Source organism: Bradyrhizobium sp. (assembly GCF_047605465.1).
Lineage (GTDB): Bacteria > Pseudomonadota > Alphaproteobacteria > Rhizobiales > Xanthobacteraceae > Bradyrhizobium.
Genome location: NZ_JASGFS010000075.1, coordinates 1 through 20,436, shown reverse-complemented (window position 1 = coordinate 20,436; position 20,436 = coordinate 1). Strand labels below are relative to the sequence as shown.

Below are 20,436 nucleotides of genomic sequence, written 5' to 3'. Positions count from 1 at the left end.
CGAAGCTGCGGTGAGCTGGGTGTCCCGTCTTCACGGGGCACGGCAGCTGAACACGTGCTGCGCGCTCACGCCACGCGTCGAACTTCGTTCAGCCGCGCGATGACGCGGTCAACTTCCGCCGCCGGGCACGGCTTGCCGAAATAATAGCCCTGTACCGCGGTGCAGCCGCATTCGCGCACGAAGTCGAGCTGCTCGACCGTCTCCACGCCTTCCGCCGTGGTCTCGACGCCGAGCACGGAGCCGAGGCTGGCAATGGTCCGGACGATCGCAACGCTCTCCGGGCTCTCGCCGAGCGTGCCGACGAAGGAGCGGTCGATCTTGATGCGATCGAACGGAAACTTGCGCAGATAGCTGAGCGAGGAATAGCCGACGCCGAAATCGTCGAGGCTGACGCGCACGCCTAGCGCGCGGAGCTGGTGCAGGATCTCGATCGTCGCCTCGCTGTCGTCGAGCAGCGCGGTCTCGGTGACTTCGAGTTCGAGCCGCTGCGGCGGCAGGCCGGCTTCGGCCAGCGCGTTCGTGACCATCGCCACCAGTCCGCGGGCGCGGAACTGCACCGGCGACAGGTTGACCGCGACGGTGATGTCGGGCCACGCGGCCGCGGTCGCGCAGGCGGTACGCAGCACCCACTCGCCGATCGGAACGATCAGGCCGGTCTCTTCCGCGATAGGAATGAAGTCGGCCGGCGAGACCAGGCCGCGCGACGGATGCTGCCAGCGCAGCAGCGCCTCGAAGCCGGTGAGTTCGGAATTGTCGAGCCGCACCTGCGGCTGGAACACCAGATGGAATTCACGGGCCTCCAGGGCGCCGCGCAGATCCTGCTCGAGCGCATGTCGGACGCGCGCCTGCTCCTCCATCTCCGGCTCGAACAACTGATAGGCGCCGCGGCCCTTGCCCTTGGCCTGGTAGAGCGCGAGGTCGGCGCATTTCATCAATTCGTCGGCGTCGAGCCCGTGGTCGGGCGCGATCGCGATGCCGATGGAGGCGCCGACATGGATCGACTGGCTTTCCAGCGGCGGCGGCCGGCCGATGATCTCGACCAGGCGGCGCGCGAGGAGCTCGGCCGATTGCGGCTGCGGGCCGCGCTGGAGAACGGCGAACTCGTCGCCGCCGAGACGCGCCACCGTGGCGTGCTCTCCGGAATGTTCCTTGATCTGCGCGGCGACCCAGCGCAGCAGCCGGTCGCCGGCGGCGTGGCCGAGCCGGTCGTTGACGGTCTTGAAATTGTCGAGGTCGATGAAGAGCACGGCAAGCTCGCCGCCGGCGGTGCCGACCTCGCCGAGACCGTCGCCCATCTTCTCTCGGAACACGGTGCGGTTGGGCAGGTCGGTCAGCGAATCGTGACGCGCCATGTGTGCGACGCGCGCCTGCGTCTTGTGGCGCTCGGTGACGTCCTCATAGGTGACGACCCAGCCGCCGTGCTCCATGCGCGTATGGTTGAGCTTGATGATGCGGCCGTCGCCGAGATGGCGATGGACGGTGTGCGAGCCGTCGCGAAGCCGCTCGAGATAATCGGCGTAGAGCTTGGCCGCCGTCATCGTGGGATGATTGCCGAGCGAGCAGCTGTATTCCATGACCTCGCGCATGGAGATGCCGGGCTTCACCACGTCCGGGGACAGGCCGTACATCTCCATGTAGCGCTTGTTGTAGACGATGATGCGCAGCTGATTGTCGAGCATGCACAGGCCGTGCGGCATGTTGTTGAGCGCGGCATCGAACCGGCGGTACTGCTCGCTCAGCTCCTCCACCGCGCGCTCGCGCTCGGTGATGTCCTCGTAGGTCGCGACGAAGCCGCCTTCCGGCAGCGAGCAGTAGCGAACCGAAACCACCGTGCCGTTCGACATCCGCCGGCGCATCGGCGAGGAATCGCCGCGGGCGATCCGCACGCGGGCCGCATCGAGAACCTGCTCCGGGCCGTCTTCGGAGCTGAACGCGCCGTTCGCCATCGACCGCGCAATCAGCTCGGACAGATGCGTTCCGGGCCGCGTCTCGTCCGGCGACAGCAGATAGATCTTGCGGTAGGTGGTGTTGCAGACGCGCAGGCGCATCTCGCTGTCGTAGAAGGCGAGGCCGTGCGCCATGTTCTCGAGCGCGGCGTCCAGCATGAAATTCTGCTGCTTCAGCGTCTCTTCGTATTGCAGCCGTTCGGTCACGTCCTCGTGCACCGTCACCCAGCCGCCGTCGGGCATGAAGCGCGAGGCGGCCTGCACCATGCGGCCGTCGTAGCGGGTCACCAGCACGGGCCTCGCGTTCCGGGCGCGTACGTCGTTCATCCGCTGAGCATGGAATTCGTCCTGCGGCAGTCCCGACAGGTTGCCGCGCGACATCCAGTGCGCGACGATCTCGCTGTGCGGGGTGCCCGCCTTCACGATGGCGGGGTCGAGGTCATAGAGGCGCAGAAAGCGTTCGTTGCAGACCACGAGACGGCTGTCGGCATCGTACATGATGAGGCCGTGCGACATGTGGGCGAGCGCATGCTGGCTGCGCTCGGTCTGAAGCCGCAGCTCGGCTTCGAGCCTGGCCCGGCGGGTGACGTCGTCGCAGATCGTCATCCAGCCGCCGCCGGGGAGCGGCTTGAGCTCGAGGGCGACGACCATGCCGCTCGCCAGCGTCTGCTCGGTGCGGAAAGGCTCGCCGGTTGCGATCAGTGCGATGCGCGCGGCGTAGAGTGCGTCGAGCTCGTGCTGCGGAATGTTGCCGCGCGCCGTGCTGTGCGCGAGCACGTCGCGGTAGCTCGTTCCCAGCCGGATCGCGTCGGGGGACATGTCGAACAGCTCGACATAACGGCGGTTCACCAGCACGATCCGGTTGTCGGCGTCGTAGACGCACAGGCCCTGCTCCATGCCGTCGAGCGCAAGCTGGCTCAGCGCGACCAGCGCCTCCGGGCTCTGCTCGCGGTGGGCGACGGGCTCGTGGTTGCGGGTCGAAGTCATGGGATCTGCGGGATCTCGCCAGGCTTTACAATGAACGCAACGTAACCGTGCCGCCGAGCGTAGCGGACACCCGGGAAAATTCCCTTAAGCGCAGTAGTTTACGGAGGATGACTGACGGCCGGGAGCGCGCGTATCGGGGCACCGCGAGCAATGCAATGCACGGCGGGCACGTCGCGCGCTTATGGCCCGTAGAGCACGAGCTCGGTATCGGTGAGGTCGCCCAGCCGCGGCCGCTGCGGGCCCTTGAAATATTTGCGGCCGCGTCGCTCGGTATAGATGCCCACGACACCGGGGATCGGGTCGTTGGAATCGACGATCACCGGGATCTTGCCGAGCCGCAGCAGCAGCCGGCCGATACGGCCGGCGCAGGTGGCGTATTCGGTCGCGCTGCGGCAGTAGATCAGTTGCATCGCCGGCGGTGCGATGAAACCGCGGCGGATGCGCACCGGCTGCAGGATGAAGGGGAACGTGCCCTTCGGCGTGCGGCAGACCAGGCTGAGGCAATTGTAGCGCGCGTGCCGCGTCAGCAACTCGGTCTCGGCGTCGGAGAGTCCTTCGATCTGCTTGGTGTGGGGCGAGATCACCTCGACCTGGCTCCAGCGCGGGGCACGCGACAGGATCGGCACCGAGAAGAACAGGCCGCGGCAATAGGCGCGGAAGCCCTGCGTCTCGATGATCGGCCAGGTCCATAGCGCCGGGCTGATGTTGAGATAGGTCACGTCCTTGTGCCGCTGCGCGATCTTGGTCAGCAGCGGGGCGTAGTTGCGATAGGCCGGCTCCACGTACCAGCTCGACAAATTGCACTGGATCGCGGTCTCTTCGCCGTTCTGCCGCGCCGTGTAGATCAGCAGCAGCACGCCGACGGGCGTGCCGTCATTGTCGAGCATGTAGCCGAAGCGCGGATAGCCCTCCGGCACGGGCCGGAAGGCCTGCCGGCGCAGGCCCTGGATCCAATAGTTGCGCGAGCGGCCGACGAAGCCGTGCGTCAGCAGATCCGCGATCGCCTCGACGTCGGCCTCGGTGATTTCGCGGCATCTGACCTTGGTGTGGATCACGCTCGTCTTGCCCGTGGAAATGAGAAGCCTCGTGCCCTCGTCAGCGCCAGCCTTCGCCGTGGGCGCCGGCAGTCACCCGCGGCTGCATGCCGAGGATCTCCTGCACCTTGGCGGGCCACGCGGCGAGGTCGGTGCCGTGGGTGTGGAACATGGCGACCGCGAGCCGGTCCATGCCGAAGGCGACGCAGCCGGTATGGGCAGGTTCGCCATGGGCGTCCTGGATGTCCCAGGTCGTGCCGAAATGCTCGCGGTGATAGTTGAAGCTCATGCAGGCGGTCGGTTGTTCTTCCGAGCGCAGCGGGATCAGGAGCTCGAACTTGAGCTGCTGCTGCTTCTGGCTCACCGCCTTCATCTGGCCGACGCGGCCGAAGAAGGGATCGCTGGCATAGTCGACGCGGAAGGTCAGGCCGAGGTCGCGGGCGATCGCCTGGGCGCGCACCATCCAGCGCTCGCGGAAATCCGCGACGTCGTCGGGCGTGCCGATGCAGACATATTCGCGCATCCGGAACGATTGCAGCCGGTCGAGATGCTTCGACGGTTCGCGGCGGAAGCAGTCGGCGGCGACGTCGAAGCGCAGGCCGCCCTTCGGCAGCGGGCCGCGGCTCGCTGCGATCGGATAGACCGGATAGCAGGCGGCGGGCGACAGCACGAGATCGGCCGGCGACAGCGACGTGGTCCAGTCGCCGCCGGCATCGAAGCGGCTCACGGCGGCGTTGATCTCGCGTTCGGTGCCATGCAGGCCGCAGACGCAGCCGAGCAGGTTCGGAAAGCTCTTCAAGTAGCCGGATTTCTCGAGCTGGGCGCGGCTCATCACCGGGGGAAAGCGCATCACTTCGGTGCCGGCCTCGCGATGCGACGTGATCAGCGCGGCGAGCTTCTCGACGACGCCCTCGTAGAGCGCGGTGCGGGCATAGACGCCGTCCGAGCCCATGCTGTGGAACAGCGTGTCGGCGAGATGATCGAGCGGATCGGCGGCCTGCGGCGCGGTCTCGGGCGAAATGGGAAGAACGGCAATCTTCATGTCACAATTCCTGCTATCTCGAATTCTTCTCGTCAGTCGCGAAGGCTTGTCGGGATGCCGCTCATCAGCGTTGAGGTCGCGGCGTTGGCCAGGATGCGATCGTTGTTGATCATGATCGGCGACGACAGCACGTCGCGCAGGTGGCGGCCCATGGTGAACTCGCCGTCGTTGCGGTAGCCGGAGAGGCCGGCCGTGCGCATCGCGTGCATCACGGTCTCGACCGCGAGCTCGGACGCCTGCACCTTCAACAGCGTGATCGAGGACTGGAAGTCGAGCGAGCTCAGTGCGCGCTCGTCGTGCTCGTTCCGCGCGAAGGCGTCGAGATTGGCCGCGATCAGCGCGCGGAGCTTGGCCAGCGACATCTTCGCGGCGGTGAAATGCGCGGCCGCCGGCGGCATCTGTCCGCCGGAGCTGCGCGCCGCCTTGCGGATGAAGGCCTGCGCACGGGTCACGGCCGCGGCGGCGATGCCGGCCCAGGCCGACGACCAGCACAGATGCGCGAAGGGCGTCATCGTCTGGGCGTGGATCTTGTCATAGGATTCGGGGAAGACGCGATCGGCGGGGCAATCCACCCTCAGCTCGAAGCCGGTCGAGCAGGTACCGCGCATCCCGAGCGTTTCCCAGCCCAGCGTCCGCTTCAGCGAATAGTCGTCCTTGGCGAGCGCCAGCAGCACCTGGTCGGAGGCGGAGGCATCGGTGGCGCGGCGGGCGATGGTGACGAGGCCGTCGGCCTCGGCGCCGTAGGAGATCACGGTGGCGTCGCGCACGAGCGAGACGGTGTCGCCGGCGTGGTCGACGGCGGCGGCGCTGGCGCGGATGTTGCCGCCATTCTGGCCCTCGGTGGTGGAGGAGGCGAGCAGCCACTGGTCGCGGGCGACCCGGCGCATCATCGTTTCCATCCAGGGAATGCCGTGGCCGTGCCTGACGACGCAGGCGACCTTGGTCTGGTGCATCGCGTAGATCATCGCCGTGGAGGCGCAGGCGCGACCGAGCGTGTAGCAGATGTCGGTGACGTCGTAGATCGAGGCGCCGAGACCCCCATACTCGACGGGGATCATGACACCGAGCAGCTTCTGCTCGCGCGCGACCTCGAAAGCCTTGTGCGGAAAGCGGGCGTCACGATCGACGGCGTCGGCATCTGCAGCCGCGGCGGTGGCGGTTCGCGCCGCGCGTTCGACCAGGGACGGACCCTGATCGAGATAATCCGCCTGTGCGTCGTCGACCGTCAGGACTGCTTCACGCACATTCATGTCGTCCGCCTCCGCTACGTCGTTCGAGACCGCAGGGCATCGGTTCCGATGCCACCTTGCGATCATCCGACCTGATCTACGTTCGAAGCGAGGCTAGGGATTTGACTCAAATTAGTCGATTAAATTCAGGGTAAACGATCTCCCATTCGGAATGGAGAGTTAAGGTCCGGTTGTTCCGATCGCGTGGATTTTGATGGTCCCATTAGCAAATTGGAAGAGCCGTTAATTTTAATCAACGTGAGTCATCGTTTGCTAAGCAGGACGAGGTTATGATGGCGCCAATCGCAGCAATGGCAGGGTCGCACAGTCCCGCCGTCAAGGAACAACAAGGGAAGCTTCAAATGCAGGCCTTCGACATCGATGTCCGCAATCGCATCGTCAAGCTGGTGAAGGGCATCCTCGATCAGAATGCGCTCACCGCGGACGTCGCTCCCGCGACCAAGCTCGTCGACGTCGGCCTGACTTCGATGGACATGGTCAACCTGATGCTCGGCGTCGAAGCCGAGTTCGACTTCACCATTCCGCAAGCGGAGATCACGCCGGAGAATTTCGTCTCGGTCGAGACTCTCGAGCGCATGGTGGTCAGCCAGTTGCAGCCCGCGAACGCGGCTTGAGTCGAACGGACAAGTTGTTCTCCGCGTCGTCCCGGCGAAGGCCGGGACCCATACCGCGGAATCCGTCGGTTGCGGCTGGTCGCAATACCGACAACCGATCTTCGCCAAACGACATCCTGTGGCTATGGGGCCCGGCCCTCGCCGGGACGACAGGTTGACCGTGCGCTTCTCGCGACGCACCTCCCCGGTTTCAAATCCGCCGCAAAACTGGCATAGCTTTCTCCACGTGATCGCGGGTTGCGAACGGGTGGAGCGGGCATGGCGCAGGCGGTATTGGGCATCATCGGCGGCTCCGGCATTTACGACCTGCCGGGTCTCGAAGGCGCTCGCGAAGAGGTGATCCGCAGCCCCTGGGGCGAGCCGTCGGCCCCGGTGCGTCGCGGTACCATCGCCGGCCTGCCGATCGTGTTCCTGCCGCGGCACGACAAGGGCCACCGGCTGTCGCCCTCCGACATCAACTACCGCGCCAATATCGACGTGTTGAAGCGGGCCGGCGTCACCGACCTGATCTCGCTGTCGGCCTGCGGTTCCTTCAAGGAGGAACTGCCGCCCGGCACCTTCGTGCTCGTCGACCAGTTCGTCGACCGTACCCACAAGCGGGAGAGCTCGTTCTTCGGCAGGGGCTGCGTCGCGCATGTGTCGATGGCGCATCCGGTCTCGCCGCGGCTGCGCATCCATCTCGCCGCGGCTGCCGAGGCCGAGGGGATCGCGGTGGCGCGCGGCGGCACCTATGTCTGCATGGAAGGACCGCAATTCTCCACTTACGCGGAGAGCATGACCTACAAGACCGCAGGCTATTCCGTGATCGGCATGACCAACATGCCCGAGGCGAAACTCGCCCGCGAGGCGGAGATCTGTTACGCCACGGTGGCGATGGTGACGGATTTCGACTGCTGGCATCCCGATCACGACGCCGTCACCGTGCAGGACATCATCCGCGTCCTCACCTCGAACGCCGACAAGGCGAAGGCGCTGGTCGCGCGGCTGGCCGATGATTTTCCGCGCGAGCACGAACCGTGCCCGATCGGTTCGGACCGCGCGCTCGATACTGCGCTGATCACGGCGCCGGAGGCGCGCGATCCGGAGCTCCTGAAAAAGCTCGATGCGGTGGCGGGACGCGTGCTGCGCGGCTGAAGCGAGAGGCGAACGCGATGAAGGTCGACGGCAAGCATTTCCGCAGCATCTGGCGCGAGCGTGACGGCTGGTCTGTCGGCGCCATAGACCAGCGCAGGCTGCCGCACGAATTCGTCGTCGCGCGCCTGACCTCGTGCGCGGACGCCGCGGTCGCGATCCGCGACATGCTGGTGCGCGGCGCGCCGCTGATCGGGGCCACCGCGGCCTATGGCATGGCGCTCGCGATGCGCGAGGATGCCTCCGACGCCGGCCTGGCGCGCGCCTACGAGACGCTGGTCGTGGCGCGGCCGACCGCGATCAACCTGAAATGGGCGCTGGACGAGATGCGCGCGACGCTCGCGCCGATCGATCCGGTCGAGAGGGCCGAGGCGGCGTATGCGCGGGCCGACGAGATCGTCGAGCAGGACGTCGAGATCAATCGCGGCATCGCCGGTCACGGCCTGAAGCTGATCGAGGCCATCGCGACGAAGAAGCAACCCGGCGATGCCATCAACGTGCTGACCCATTGCAATGCCGGCTGGCTCGCGACGGTCGACTGGGGCACCGCGACGGCGCCGATCTATCTCGCGCACGAGCGCGGCATCAAGGTCCATGTCTGGGTCGACGAGACGCGCCCGCGCAACCAGGGTGCTTCGCTCACCGCCTGGGAACTCGGCCATCACGGCGTCCCCCACACCGTGATCCCCGACAACACCGGCGGCCATCTGATGCAGCACGGCATGGTCGATCTCGCCATCGTCGGCACCGACCGCGTGGCCGCCAATGGCGATGTCTGCAACAAGATCGGAACGTACCTGAAAGCGCTCGCCGCTCATGACAACGGCGTTCCGTTCTACGTCGCGCTGCCGTCGCCGACGATCGACTTCGCGGTCCATGACGGCATCCGCGACATTCCGATCGAGCAGCGCAGCGGCACGGAGGTCACCGACATGACCGGCCGTACCGCCGACGGCAGGCTCGAGACGGTGCGCATCGTGCCGGAGGGATCGCCGGTCGCCAATTACGCGTTCGATGTCACGCCCGCGCGCCTCGTCACCGGCCTCATCACCGAACGCGGCGTGCTGAAGCCGGATCGCGCCGCTCTCGCCGCCGCATTTCCCGAACGCAGCGCCGCCGCTGCGGAGTAGCTGGGGCCCTGGCTCTCATAGTTCCCCGCCGTCGTTGCGAGCGCAGCGAAGCAAGCCAGACTGTCGCCGCGGAAAGATTCTGGATTGCTTCGCTGCGCTCGCAATGACGAGTTCGTCGATGCGGCGTGCGATCCTCTCTCTCCCTCACCCTGAGGAGCCGCGAAGCGGCGTCTCGAAGGGCGAGGGCAGGAGGGGAGGCGAGCGGCACGAGCGAGGCCTCGATCCTTCGAGACGCGCACCAGGGCGCGCTCCTCAGGATGAGGAGCCGGCGGGCGCGACTAGCTCAGCTTCAGACCCGTCGCGGCCTCGAGCTCGCGAATTGCCTGGGCGCCGCTGGCGACCTTGATCGTGGTCATCCCCATTTCGCGCGCCGGCTTCAGATTGACACCGAGATCGTCGAGATAAACGCAATTGCCCGGATCGACCTGCAGCGTCTCGGTCATCATCCGGTAGATGCGCGGGTCGGGTTTGCGCAGGCCGATCTTGGCGGATTCGATGACATGGTCGAACAGCGTCATCACCTCGGCGACATAGAGCGTACGCCCGGTCATGCTGCCGATCGCATTGGCCGGAAGATTATTGGTGATGCAACCGGTCTTGAACTTCGCCTTGATGCGCTTCAACGCCTCGACCATCTCCGGCCGCAGATCGCCCTGAAGCAGCGGCAGTACGTCGCGCCCGCGCACCTCCGCGCCGAGCGCGAGCGATTCGGCGGCGAACAGGCCGTCGAACGTGTCGATGTCGACCTCGGCGCGCTCGAATTTCGCCCAGGCATTTTCGAGGTGGTTGGTGGCATTGGTGCGCCGGATGATGTCGGCGGGCAGGCCGCGCTCGGTCTCGAAGCGGGAAAACGCCTCGAACGGCGAGGTGGTCAGTACGCCGCCGAAATCAAAGATCACCGCTTCGATCGCCAATGTCGAACCCTCGTCAATTCTGTGCCGGGACGGGCTGACAAGATCGCTAGCACGCGCTATCGGCTAGGACCAGTCCGAAGCCATCCCGCCTCCGCCGGGTCGAACCGACAAGACGTGTTCCCATGAAGATCATCGCGACGCTCGTCACGACCACGCTGCTGCTCGCAGCACCCGCTCATGCCATCGTCGGCGGCGGCACGCCGCAGGTCGACGGTGTCGCGCGTGCCGTCGTCACCATCGTCGGCTCGCGCGGCAATTTCTGCACCGGCAGCCTGATTGCGCCGAAGCTGGTGCTGACCGTGGCTCATTGCGTGCAGCCCGGCGCGGACTACAAGATCGTCGATCGCAGCGCCGATGGTCAGCCGCAATTGATGAACGTCCGGCTCGTCGCGATCCATCCGAACTTCAACATGCAGGCGATGCAGGCACATCGCGCCACCGCCGACGTGGCGCTGCTGCAACTGGAAATTCCACTCAAGGGAAAATCGACGGTGCCCGTCGGCGCGCCGAACATTCCGATTCGTGTCGGCAGCCGTTTCACCATCGCCGGTATCGGCGTCACGGTGCGCGGCGACGGCAAGAGCGGCGGCGGGACGCGCGTCGCCGCGCTGGTCGCCACCGGACAGCCCGGAACCCTGCAGGTGCGCCTGGTCGATCCCGTAACCAACGGCGTTCGTGACGGAATCGGCGCCTGCACCGGCGATTCCGGCGGCCCGGTATTCGAGGACAGGCCGAACGGCCCGGTGCTCGTGGGCGTCATCAGCTGGTCCACCGGGCCGAACGGCGCTGCCGGCTGTGGCGGATTGACGGGGGTGACGCCGCTCACGCTCTATCGCGACTGGATTTTTCAGACCGCGCGGAGCTGGGGTGCAGCGCTGTGATTTGATCGCGGCCTGATCTATGCCATCTTGAAGTGGGAACGCGATGGGAGACGATACCCCTCGCGAGGAAACGCGCCGTCCGGTCAAGGACGGCCCAAGAGCAAGGCATGGAAGCAACGATGAACGTCGCTGTTCGCAGTCACGACACCGCGAGGCAAGCCTCCGAGCATTTCGACGTGTTGATCGTCGGCGCCGGCATCTCAGGCATCGGCAGCGCCTATCATCTCACCAAACAGCTTCCCGGCACGAGCTTCGTCATTCTGGAAACGCAGGCGTCGTTCGGCGGGACGTGGATCACGCACCGTTATCCCGGCATCCGCTCCGACAGCGATCTCTACACGTTCGGCTATCGCTTCAAGCCGTGGGTCGGTCCGCCGATCGCGACGGCGGAGGAAATCCTCGCCTACATGAACGATGTGATCGAGGAGAACGATATCGCCCCGCACATCCGCTACAGGCACAGGATCAATTCGGCGAGCTGGTCGAGCGAGCGGAATCTCTGGACCGTCGAGGCGGTGGTGACGGATACGGGCGAGACGCGGACCTTCACCACGAATTTCCTCTGGATGTGTCAGGGCTATTATCGCCATTCAGAGGGCTACACGCCGGAATGGAAGGGCACGGATCGCTTCAAGGGCCGTATCGTGCATCCGCAGACCTGGCCCGAGGACATCGATCTCGCGGACAAGAAGGTGGTGGTGATCGGCTCGGGCGCGACGGCGGCAACGCTGGTGCCGAACATCGCGGACAAGTGCGCGCACGTCACGATGCTGCAGCGCTCGCCGACCTATTTCCGGCTCGGCCGCAACGCCATCGAGATCGCCGAGGAGCTGCGCAGGCTTCAGGTCGATCCCGCCTGGATCCACGAGATCGTTCGCCGCAAGATCCTGTTCGAGCAGGATGCGTTCACGAAGCTCTGCGTGACCAAGCCCGAGCAGGTCAAGAAGGAGCTGATCGGGCAGATCAGCGCGGTCCTCGGCCCGGACTACGACGTCGAGACGCACTTCACGCCGACCTACCGGCCGTGGCGGCAGCGTATCGCCTTCGTGCCGGATTCCGATCTGTTCAAGGGCATTGCCAGCGGCAAGGCGTCCGTCGTCACCGACGAGATCGAATGCTTCGTCGAGAACGGAATCCAGTTGAAGTCGGGCAAGCTGCTCGAAGCCGACATCGTCGTCACCGCGACTGGCTTCAATCTCGCGGCGCTCGGCGACATCGCCTTCGAGATCGACGGCAAGCCGCTGACCTTCGGCGACAGCATCACCTATCGCGGCATGATGTTCACGGGCCTGCCGAACCTGGTGTGGGTGTTCGGCTATCTCCGTGCGAGCTGGACGTTGCGCGTCGACCTGGTCGCCGACTTCGTCTGCCGCCTGCTCGGTCACATGAAGGACAAGGGCGCGAACAAGGTCGAGGTCAAGCTGCGCCCCGAAGACCACAACATGCCGGTCCTGTCCTGGATGGATCCGGAGAACTTCAATCCCGGTTACATGATGCGCAGCATGGAACTCTGGCCCAAGCGCGGCGACAAGCCGGAATGGCAGCACAGCCAGGACTACTGGACCGAGAAGGACGAGATTCCGAAGATCGATCTCGACGACGGGGCGTTCGTCTATCGTTGACGTCGATCGTTGCTGCGAACGCGTCGTGCCCGGGCTGGTGCCGGGCATCCATGTCCCCGCAGCAGAGGCAAAGCAGGTGGATGGCCGGGACTAGCCCGGCCATGACGCCGAGCAAGTTGCTCTCGCGCGAGACTCAGGAATTCCACCGCGCGGTATGTGTCCCGGCCCTCGCCGGGACGACGCTGTGCGACGGGCAAACGCCATCGCGACGCATCTGCATCGAGTCTATGAATTCCGCCGCGTCGCATTCGTCGCGATCGCGGCGGCTGCCGTGCGGTTCTCGACGCCGAGCTTGGCGTAGATCTGCTCCAGATGCTTGTCGACCGTGCGCGGGCTGAGGCCCAGGATCTGCGCGATGTCGCGATTGGTCTTGCCCTTGCTGAGCCAGGCCAGCACCTCGCCCTCACGGGTGGTGAGGCCGAGCTCGCTGGTGAACTCGGGCGGCAGCGTGGCGCCGGATTCCTTGGAGAGCCGCAGCAGGAATTCGTTCGGCGCGGTCTCGCCCATGTAATGGAGCCGGAGCTGCGGATTGTCGCGCAGGGAGGCGGCCTGCGATTTCGAGCTGCCCTTGCCCCTGGCCTGTTCGAGCCACTGCAGCAGTGCCGGCGGCAGGATGAAATCGTCTTCGGTCTGGGCGCCGTGATGGTCGGACAGCAGCTTCTGCGCCTGCGGCGTCGCCCAGAGGATGTTGCCCTGGCGGTTGACCGCGAACAGGAAGCGGCCGGATACGTCGAGCGCGGCACGCGCGCTCTGCGTCAGGCGCGCATTGCCGAGATGGACGCGGATGCGTGCCAGCATCTCCTCGATCACGATCGGCTTGGTCACGTAGTCGACGCCTCCGGCCTCCAGTCCGCGCACGATGTGCTCGGTCTCGGCGAGGCCCGTCATGAAGATCACGGGGACGTTGGCGAGACCGGCATCGCGCTTCAGCCGGCGGCAGGTCTCGAACCCGTCGATGCCGGGCATCACGGCATCGAGCAGCACGATGTCGGGCGTGATCTGGTCGACGATGCGCATCGCCGCGGCGCCGTCGAGTGCAACCATCACCGTCATGCCGGCACCGTCGAGCGCATCGGTGAGCAGCCGCAGCGTTTCCGGGGAATCGTCGACAACGAGCGCGACGTCGCGCTTTTTCGGCTCAATGCTCATAAGCATGCAATGTTTTCAATGTGGCCATGTACTGGTCGAGATCGAAGCGGTCCACCAGCGCGCGCATTTCCGCGACGAAGTCGGCATGTTCGGGATGTTCGGTGCCGATCTCGTCCAGCTTCAGCTGGATGCCCTTGACGTATCCGATCTGGCCGAGCCCGAGCAGGGCCTCGATATGCCGCACCGGTGGCCGCGAACCGCTGTCCGGCCGCCATAGCGGCACGGCGATCTCGTCCGAACCATATTGCCATTCGATCTTCAGCAGCTGGCGGACGCTCTCCAGAAGCCGCGGAATGTCGATCGGCTTCATCAGATAGCCGTCGTGGAACGGCTGCGCCAGCGGCGTGCCATGGGCTTCGAGCGCGCTGGCCGACACCATCAGGATCCGCGCCTGGTGATGGCCGCTCGCGCGCAGCGCTTCCGCGACCGTCCAGCCGTCCATGCCCGGCATGGAGATGTCGAGCAGGAACAGGTCCGGCCGGCAATGCTGCGCCAGGGCGAGGCATCCCGGCCCGTCGGTGGCGCTGAGCAGGATGAAGCCGAGCGGCGTCAGCACCTCGCGAAGCAGGTCGCGGTGCACCGGATCATCGTCGGTGATGAGGATGGTCTTGCGCGGGCCGTGATAGCCGGAGACCGGGGCCTCGACCGGCGCGATGAGCTGCGGGTTGGTGACTTCCGACAGCAGGATCTTCACCTTGAACGTGCTGCCGGTGCCGACCGTGCTCAACACCTTGATGTCGCCGCCCATGACCCCGGCGAGCAGCCGGCTGATGGTCAGGCCGAGTCCGGTACCGGTCTGCGGCTGCGAGACGCCGAGTGCGCCGCGTTCGAAGGGAGCGAAGATGCGTTCGAGATCGTCGCCCTGGATACCGGGGCCGGTGTCGATCACCTCGAACTCGGCGACCGGGCTGCGATAATGCACCACGAACTGCACGCTGCCGGTCTGGGTGAACTTGATCGCGTTGGACAGCAGGTTGATCAGCACCTGGCGCAGCCGCTTCTCGTCGGCATAGACCACGACCGGCAGATGCGCCGGGCGCTTGAACAGGAAGTCGATGCCCTTGGCGGTCGCCTGCAGGCGGAACATGCCGACGAGCTGGTCGAGAAACTCGCTGAAGCGCACCTCGTCGCGCGACAGATAGAGCCGTCCCGCCTCGATCTTGGAGATGTCCAGGATGCCGTCGATCAAGCCTGAGAGGTGGTCGGCGCTGCGGCGGACGACGCGGACCTGGTCGCGCGGCTTGGTGTTGAGCGTCGCGTCCTGCTCGAGCAGCTGGGCATAGCCGCTGATCGCATTCAGGGGCGAGCGCAGCTCGTGGCTGAGGCCCACCACGTAGCGGCTCTTGGCGAGATTGGCGGACTCGGCGACCTCCTTGGCGCGCTGGAGCTCGGCGTCGGTGCGCTTGTGCGCGTCGATCTCCTGGATCAGCAGCGTGGTCTGCCGCCGCGTCTCGGCCTCGGCGGCGCGGCGGCTCTGCTGCGCCAGCACGAACAGCCAGGCCACCACGCCGATGATGATGCTGAGCGAGAAGAACACCTTCCACAGCACGTTGGAGACGAGCATGTTCTCGCCGTGCACGCTCGCCGAAGTCTGCAGATAGATCAGTCCCAGCACCAGCGCGACCAGCCCCGCCGAGACCACGAACACGCCGATATAGTGGCCGAACTGCGAGTTGATGCGCTGATAGATCGGTTGCGGCAGGATCTTGCCGAGCGCCTCGGAGAACTGCACCTGGGCCCGCGCATGGGGCTTGCAGAGATCGTGACAGCGCGCGTCGAGCGAGCAGCACAGCGAGCAGATCGGGCCGGCATAGGCCGGGCAGGACGTGGTGTCCTCCGGCTCGAAACTGTGCTCGCAGATGCAGCACTGGATGGCCTCGATATTGGCCCAGCTCCGCTTGGGCTTGCGCGCGATGTAGAATTTTCCGTCGGTGAGCCAGGCGATGATCGGCGCCGTGACGAAGGCCACCGCGAGCGCGACGAAGGCGGCGAGCGCCTTCATGGTCGGACCGAACAGGCCGTAGAACGCCGCGATCGAGACGATGGTGGCGATCGTCATCGCGCCGACGCCGACCGGATTGATGTCGTAGAGATGGGCGCGCTTGAACTCCATCTGCGGCGGCCGCAGGCCGAGCGGCTTGTTGACGACGAGGTCGGACACCAGCGCGCCGACCCAGGCGATCGCGACGTTGGAGTACAGCGCCAGCGTCTGCTCCAGCGCCTTGTAGACGCCGATCTCCATCAGCAGCAGCGCCACCATGACGTTGAACACCAGCCACACCACGCGGCCCGGATGGCTGTGGGTCAGGCGGGAGAAGAAGTTCGACCAGGCGATCGAGCCGGCATAGGCGTTGGTCACGTTGATCTTGAGCTGCGACAGGATCACGAAGGTGCCGGTCAGGGCGAGCGCGAGGTCGGGCTGCGAGAGCACGTAGCGAAACGCCTCGAGATACATGTGCGCGGGTTCGGCGGCCTCTTCGGGCGGCACGCCATGGCTGAGCGCGAAGAAGGCGAGGAACGAGCCGGCCAGCAGCTTCATCGCGCCGAGCACGATCCAGCCGGGGCCCGCGCTCATCAGCGCGATCCACCAGGAAACCTTCGAGGCGCGGCGGTCACGCGGCAGGAAGCGCAGGAAGTCGACCTGTTCGCCGATCTGCGCCACCAGCGAGAACACCACCGAAGCTGCGACACCGAACAGCAACAGATCGAAATGTCCGTTGAGATCGCCGTGCTCGCCGGAGAATTTGCGCCATTCGGTGAACGAGTGGGGGTTGGCCCAGGCGATCGCGGCGAAGGGCAGCACGTGCAGGATGATCCAGAGCGGCTGGGTCCAGAGCTGGAAGCGGCTGATCAGCGTGATGCCGTAGGTCACGAGCGGGATGATCGCGACGGCGCTGATGAGATACCCGATCGGGCGCGGGATGCCGAAGCACATCTCCAGCGCCGTCGCCAGGATCACGGCCTCGATCGCGAAGAAGATGAAGGTGAAGGAGGCGTAGATCAGCGACGTGACGGTGGAGCCGATATAGCCGAAGCCGGCGCCGCGGGTCAGCAGGTCGATGTCGATGCCGCATTTGGCGGCGTAATAGGCGATCGGCACGCCGCAGCAGAAGATGATGGTCGAGACGACGAGGATCGCCGCGCTGGCGTTGGTGACGCCGTAGTTCAGGGTGATGGTGCCGCCGATCGCTTCCAGCGCCAGGAAGGAAATCGCGCCGATCGCGGTGTTGGCGACGCGGGCGGCGGACCAGCGGCGCGCGCTCTTGGCGGTGAAGCGCAGCGCGTAGTCTTCCAGCGTCTGATTGGCGACCCATTGATTGTACTGGCGCCTGACGCGGTCTATTCGCTGCCGCCCTGCCACTTAACCCCACTCCCGATACGGACGCCAATCCCTCGCAAATCCCGTACCAAAAGCCTACGTCGTTATTTTGCGGTGCAGTATACGCGATCTTGCGTATGCTCGCGCTGCACAAATTCGAGCCATCCTCACCCCGCCAATCGCGTTCATCGAACAAAAAGTGGGGTGCTCATGTCAGACGAAGCCAATAAGGGCCTGAATTCGCCGCTTCGGCGCAAGTTACTGATGGGAATGGCGGCACTGCCGGCCATCACGATGCTGCCGCGCACGTCGTTTGCGCAGGCGCCGGCCACCTCGGCCGTCAACACCACCGGTCTGGCGGTCACCGACACCGAGGTGACGGTCGGCATCCTCCACTCCGTCACCGGCACCATGGCGATCTCCGAGACGGGCTCGGTCGAGGCCGAGAAGCTCGCCATCGAGCAGATCAACGCCTCCGGCGGCGTGCTCGGCCGCAAGATCAAGTTCATCCAGGAGGACGGCGCCTCGGACTGGCCGACCTTCGCGGAGAAGGCCAAGAAGCTGCTGGTCAACGACAAATGCGCCGCCGTCATGGGCTGCTGGACCTCGGCCTCGCGCAAGGCCGTGCTGCCGGTGTTCGAGCAGTACAACGGCATGCTTTATTACCCGACCTTCTACGAAGGCCTCGAACAGTCTAAGAACGTCATCTACACCGGCCAGGAAGCGACCCAGCAGATCATCGCAGGCCTCGACTGGGTCAACAAGACCAAGGGCGCGAAGACCTTCTATTTGCTCGGCTCCGATTACATCTGGCCGCGCACCTCGAACAAGATCGCGCGCAAGCACATCGAAGGACATCTGCAGGGCGCCAAGGTCGTCGGCGAGGAATACTTCCCGCTCGGCCACACCCAGTTCAACTCGGTGATCAACAAGATCAAGCTGACCAAGCCGGACGTCATCTACGCGATCATCGTCGGCGGCTCCAACGTCGCCTTCTACAAGCAGCTGAAGGCCGCCGGCATCGACCTCTCCAAGCAGACGCTGCTGACCATCTCGGTGACGGAAGACGAGATCGACGGCATCGGCGGCGAGAACATCGCGGGCGCGTTCGCCTGCATGAAGTACTTCCAGTCGCTCGACAACGCCAACAACAAGGCTTTCGTCTCCGCCTTCAAGAAGATGTGGGGCGAGAAGACGGTGATCGGAGACGTCACCCAGGCTGCCTATCTCGGCCCGTGGCTGTGGAAGCTGACGGTGGAGAAGGCCGGCTCCTTCGACATCGACAAGGTGGCCGCGGCCTCGCCCGGCGTCGAGTTCAAGGGTGCGCCGGAAGGCTATGTGCGCATCCACGAGAACCATCACCTCTGGTCGAAGACACGCGTCGGCAAAGCCAAGGCGGACGGCCAGTACGAGTTGGTCTACGAGACCGCCGACCTGGTCGAGCCCGATCCGTTCCCGAAGGGCTATCAGTGAGCCCGGCGCGCGGCTGAGCTCCGCTCATTTCCCGACATCAGGCGTGGACCTTCCCGGCCCACGCCCTTCCTTCCCGCGCGCGGCTGCGCGTGCGGACTGACCTGGAATCCCGGAGGGCGGTTCATGTTCGGTGACTATTCGCTCGGCGATCTCGGCGCCATCTTCGCGATGCAGGGCTTCGCCGGATTGATCCTGTTCTCCGTCTACGTGCTGATGGCGCTGGGGCTCGCCATCATCTTCGGCCAGATGGGCGTCATCAACATGGCCCATGGCGAGTTCATGATCCTGGGGGCCTACGTCACCTGGATGACCTCGAACGCCGTCCAGCAATTCGCGCCCTGGCTGTTCCCCGGCTACTTCTTCATCGCCATGACGCTGGCGTTCATCGCCTCCGGCGCGCTCGGCATGCTGGTCGAATGGGCGATGATACGCCACCTCTACAAGCGTCCGCTGGATACGCTGCTGGCGACCTGGGGCCTCAGCCTGATCCTGCAGCAGGCCTATCGTTCGGTGTTCGGCGCGCGCGAGGTCGGCGTCGAGCTGCCGGAGTGGATGATGGGCTCGTGGCAGGCGACCGATTCCATCCAGATCCCGATCAACGGCATGTTCGTGATGGCGTTGACGACGCTGATCACCGTCGCCGTCGCCTACGTCCTGTTCTGGTCGAGCTGGGGCAAGCAGGTCCGTGCCGTCGTGCAGAACCGCGTGATGGCGGGCGCGGTCGGCATCAACACCGAGAAGGTCGACCGCTACACCTTCGGCCTCGGCTGCGGCATCGCCGGCGTCGCGGGCTCGGCCTTCACCATGATCGGCTCGACCGGGCCGACGGCCGGCCAGCTCTACATCGTGGACACGTTTCTGGTCGTCGTCTTCGGCGGTGCCGCCAGCCTGTTCGGCACCATCGCCTCGGCCTTCTCGATCTCGCAGACCCAGTCGACGCTGGAATTCTTCCTGTCGGGCTCGATGGCCAAGGTCATCACGCTGCTGACCATCGTCGCGATCCTGATGGTGCGGCCGCAGGGGCTCTTCGCGCTCAAGGTCCGCAAGTAGGAAGCAAGTAGGAACAGGCAGGCATCACAGTCATGATCAACGCGCGCTTCTTCAATCGCTCCGAGCTGGTCGGCTTCCTCGCGCTCGCCGTGCTGCTCTTCGTCATCCTGCCGCTGTCGCTGGATATCTTCCGTCTCAATCTCGTCGCCAAGTACCTGACCTACGCCTTCGTCGGCATCGGGCTCGTGATCTGCTGGGGCTACGGCGGCATCCTGAGCCTCGGCCAGGGCGTGTTCTTCGGCCTCGGCGGCTACTGCATGGCCATGTACCTGAAGCTGGAGGCGTCCAGCGTCGCGAACACCAAGATCCAGTCGACGCCCGGCATTCCCGATTTCATGGACTGGAATCAGCTCACCGCGCTGCCGTTCTTCTGGAAGCCGTTCCACAGCTTTCCCCTGACCCTGGTCGCGATCCTGCTGGTGCCCGGCATCTTCGCCCTGCTCATCGGCGCCGCCATGTTCAAGCGGCGGGTCGGGGGCGTCTACTTCGCCATCATCACTCAGGCGATCGCGGCGATCCTCACCATCCTGATCATCGGTCAGCAGGGATATACCGGCGGCGTCAACGGCATCACCGATCTGCGCACGCTGCACGGCTGGGACATCCGCACCGACCACGCCAAGTTCGTTCTCTACTTCGTCGAGGTGGTGCTGTTGTTCGCCTGCATCGTCGCCGCCCAGTTCATCCGCTTGACCAAGCTCGGCCGCATCCTGGTGGCGATGCGCGAGCAGGAGGACCGCGTCCGCTTCTCCGGCTACAGCGTCGCGAACTTCAAGATCTTCGCGTTCTGCGCCGCCGCGATCTTCGCCGCGATCGGCGGCGCCATGTTCACGCTCGAGGTCGGCTTCATGTCGCCGTCCTTCGTCGGCATCGTGCCGTCGATCGAGATGGTGA

General features: G+C 65.4%; 15 protein-coding genes. 8 read left to right on the top strand and 7 right to left on the bottom strand.

Annotated elements, in window-relative coordinates; all coding sequences use genetic code 11:
• Positions 1-65 precede the first annotated feature (65 nt).
• The 4 genes from QM712_RS32175 to QM712_RS32160 form a co-directional block, all read right to left on the bottom strand.
• Positions 66-2,933, bottom strand: a complete 2,868-nt coding sequence (locus tag QM712_RS32175) for a PAS-domain containing protein (RefSeq protein ID WP_415027182.1) — start codon at positions 2,931-2,933, stop codon at positions 66-68.
• A gap of 179 nt (positions 2,934-3,112) precedes the next feature.
• Complete coding sequence (locus QM712_RS32170; protein WP_415027181.1) at positions 3,113-3,988, bottom strand: acyl-CoA acyltransferase; 876 nt, start codon at positions 3,986-3,988, stop codon at positions 3,113-3,115.
• Between the two features lie 40 nt (positions 3,989-4,028).
• Positions 4,029-5,009, bottom strand: coding sequence for an amino acid--[acyl-carrier-protein] ligase (locus tag QM712_RS32165; protein ID WP_415027180.1), 981 nt, complete (start codon positions 5,007-5,009; stop codon positions 4,029-4,031).
• A gap of 32 nt (positions 5,010-5,041) precedes the next feature.
• Entirely contained in the window at positions 5,042-6,259 is a 1,218-nt protein-coding gene (locus QM712_RS32160) for an acyl-CoA dehydrogenase family protein (protein WP_415027179.1), read from the bottom strand.
• Positions 6,260-6,600: 341 nt separating this feature from the next.
• Here QM712_RS32160 and QM712_RS32155 point away from each other — a divergent pair, with 341 nt between their 5' ends.
• The 3 genes from QM712_RS32155 to mtnA all read left to right on the top strand — a co-directional run bounded on the left by QM712_RS32155 (position 6,601) and on the right by mtnA (position 9,134).
• Complete coding sequence (locus tag QM712_RS32155; protein WP_415027178.1) at positions 6,601-6,873, top strand: phosphopantetheine-binding protein; 273 nt, start codon at positions 6,601-6,603, stop codon at positions 6,871-6,873.
• A 258-nt stretch (positions 6,874-7,131) separates the two neighbouring features.
• On the top strand, positions 7,132-8,007 hold the full coding sequence (locus QM712_RS32150) for an S-methyl-5'-thioadenosine phosphorylase (protein ID WP_415027177.1): 876 nt from the start codon (positions 7,132-7,134) through the stop codon (positions 8,005-8,007).
• 17 nt (positions 8,008-8,024) lie between these two features.
• Positions 8,025-9,134 carry an S-methyl-5-thioribose-1-phosphate isomerase gene (mtnA, locus tag QM712_RS32145; RefSeq protein WP_415027176.1) on the top strand — a complete coding sequence of 370 codons (1,110 nt, stop codon included), beginning with the start codon at positions 8,025-8,027 and terminating at the stop codon, positions 9,132-9,134.
• 278 nt (positions 9,135-9,412) lie between these two features.
• Here mtnA and QM712_RS32140 read toward each other — a convergent pair whose 3' ends face one another.
• Complete coding sequence (locus tag QM712_RS32140; protein WP_415027175.1) at positions 9,413-10,048, bottom strand: HAD-IA family hydrolase; 636 nt, start codon at positions 10,046-10,048, stop codon at positions 9,413-9,415.
• A 122-nt stretch (positions 10,049-10,170) separates the two neighbouring features.
• Between QM712_RS32140 and QM712_RS32135 the strand changes: the two genes are divergently transcribed.
• Positions 10,171-10,929, top strand: a complete 759-nt coding sequence (locus tag QM712_RS32135; RefSeq protein ID WP_415027174.1) for a S1 family peptidase — start codon at positions 10,171-10,173, stop codon at positions 10,927-10,929.
• Between the two features lie 119 nt (positions 10,930-11,048).
• Positions 11,049-12,551: a flavin-containing monooxygenase gene (locus tag QM712_RS32130; RefSeq protein ID WP_415027173.1), complete on the top strand. Its 1,503-nt coding sequence runs from the start codon at positions 11,049-11,051 to the stop codon at positions 12,549-12,551.
• A 225-nt stretch (positions 12,552-12,776) separates the two neighbouring features.
• On the opposite strand, the gene QM712_RS32125 is transcribed toward QM712_RS32130, so the two are convergent.
• Positions 12,777-13,706 carry a response regulator gene (locus QM712_RS32125; protein WP_415027172.1) on the bottom strand — a complete coding sequence of 310 codons (930 nt, stop codon included), beginning with the start codon at positions 13,704-13,706 and terminating at the stop codon, positions 12,777-12,779.
• Entirely contained in the window at positions 13,690-17,061 is a 3,372-nt protein-coding gene (locus tag QM712_RS32120; protein ID WP_415027171.1) for an ATP-binding protein, read from the bottom strand. Before QM712_RS32120 ends, QM712_RS32125 begins: the two co-directional genes overlap by 17 nt.
• A gap of 168 nt (positions 17,062-17,229) precedes the next feature.
• Here QM712_RS32120 and urtA point away from each other — a divergent pair, with 168 nt between their 5' ends.
• The 3 genes from urtA to urtC form a co-directional block, all read left to right on the top strand.
• Positions 17,230-18,492, top strand: coding sequence for an urea ABC transporter substrate-binding protein (gene urtA / locus QM712_RS32115; RefSeq protein ID WP_415027170.1), 1,263 nt, complete (start codon positions 17,230-17,232; stop codon positions 18,490-18,492).
• 123 nt (positions 18,493-18,615) lie between these two features.
• On the top strand, positions 18,616-19,542 hold the full coding sequence (urtB, locus tag QM712_RS32110) for an urea ABC transporter permease subunit UrtB (protein WP_415027169.1): 927 nt from the start codon (positions 18,616-18,618) through the stop codon (positions 19,540-19,542).
• A 32-nt stretch (positions 19,543-19,574) separates the two neighbouring features.
• Positions 19,575-20,436, top strand: an 862-nt coding sequence (gene urtC / locus QM712_RS32105) for an urea ABC transporter permease subunit UrtC (protein WP_415027168.1), incomplete at its 3' end; no start/stop codon positions are given.

Bases quoted from the DNA above. Each gene is read 5' to 3' on its own strand.
- QM712_RS32175 (WP_415027182.1), bottom strand. From the start codon at position 2,933: ATGACTTCGACCCGCAACCACGAGCCCGTCGCCCACCGCGAGCAGAGC.
- QM712_RS32165 (WP_415027180.1), bottom strand. From the start codon at position 5,009: ATGAAGATTGCCGTTCTTCCCATTTCGCCCGAGACCGCGCCGCAGGCC.
- QM712_RS32160 (WP_415027179.1), bottom strand. From the start codon at position 6,259: ATGAATGTGCGTGAAGCAGTCCTGACGGTCGACGACGCACAGGCGGAT.
- QM712_RS32155 (WP_415027178.1), top strand. From the start codon at position 6,601: ATGCAGGCCTTCGACATCGATGTCCGCAATCGCATCGTCAAGCTGGTG.
- QM712_RS32150 (WP_415027177.1), top strand. From the start codon at position 7,132: ATGGCGCAGGCGGTATTGGGCATCATCGGCGGCTCCGGCATTTACGAC.
- mtnA (WP_415027176.1), top strand. From the start codon at position 8,025: ATGAAGGTCGACGGCAAGCATTTCCGCAGCATCTGGCGCGAGCGTGAC.
- QM712_RS32135 (WP_415027174.1), top strand. From the start codon at position 10,171: ATGAAGATCATCGCGACGCTCGTCACGACCACGCTGCTGCTCGCAGCA.
- QM712_RS32130 (WP_415027173.1), top strand. From the start codon at position 11,049: ATGAACGTCGCTGTTCGCAGTCACGACACCGCGAGGCAAGCCTCCGAG.
- QM712_RS32125 (WP_415027172.1), bottom strand. From the start codon at position 13,706: ATGCTTATGAGCATTGAGCCGAAAAAGCGCGACGTCGCGCTCGTTGTC.
- urtA (WP_415027170.1), top strand. From the start codon at position 17,230: ATGTCAGACGAAGCCAATAAGGGCCTGAATTCGCCGCTTCGGCGCAAG.
- urtB (WP_415027169.1), top strand. From the start codon at position 18,616: ATGTTCGGTGACTATTCGCTCGGCGATCTCGGCGCCATCTTCGCGATG.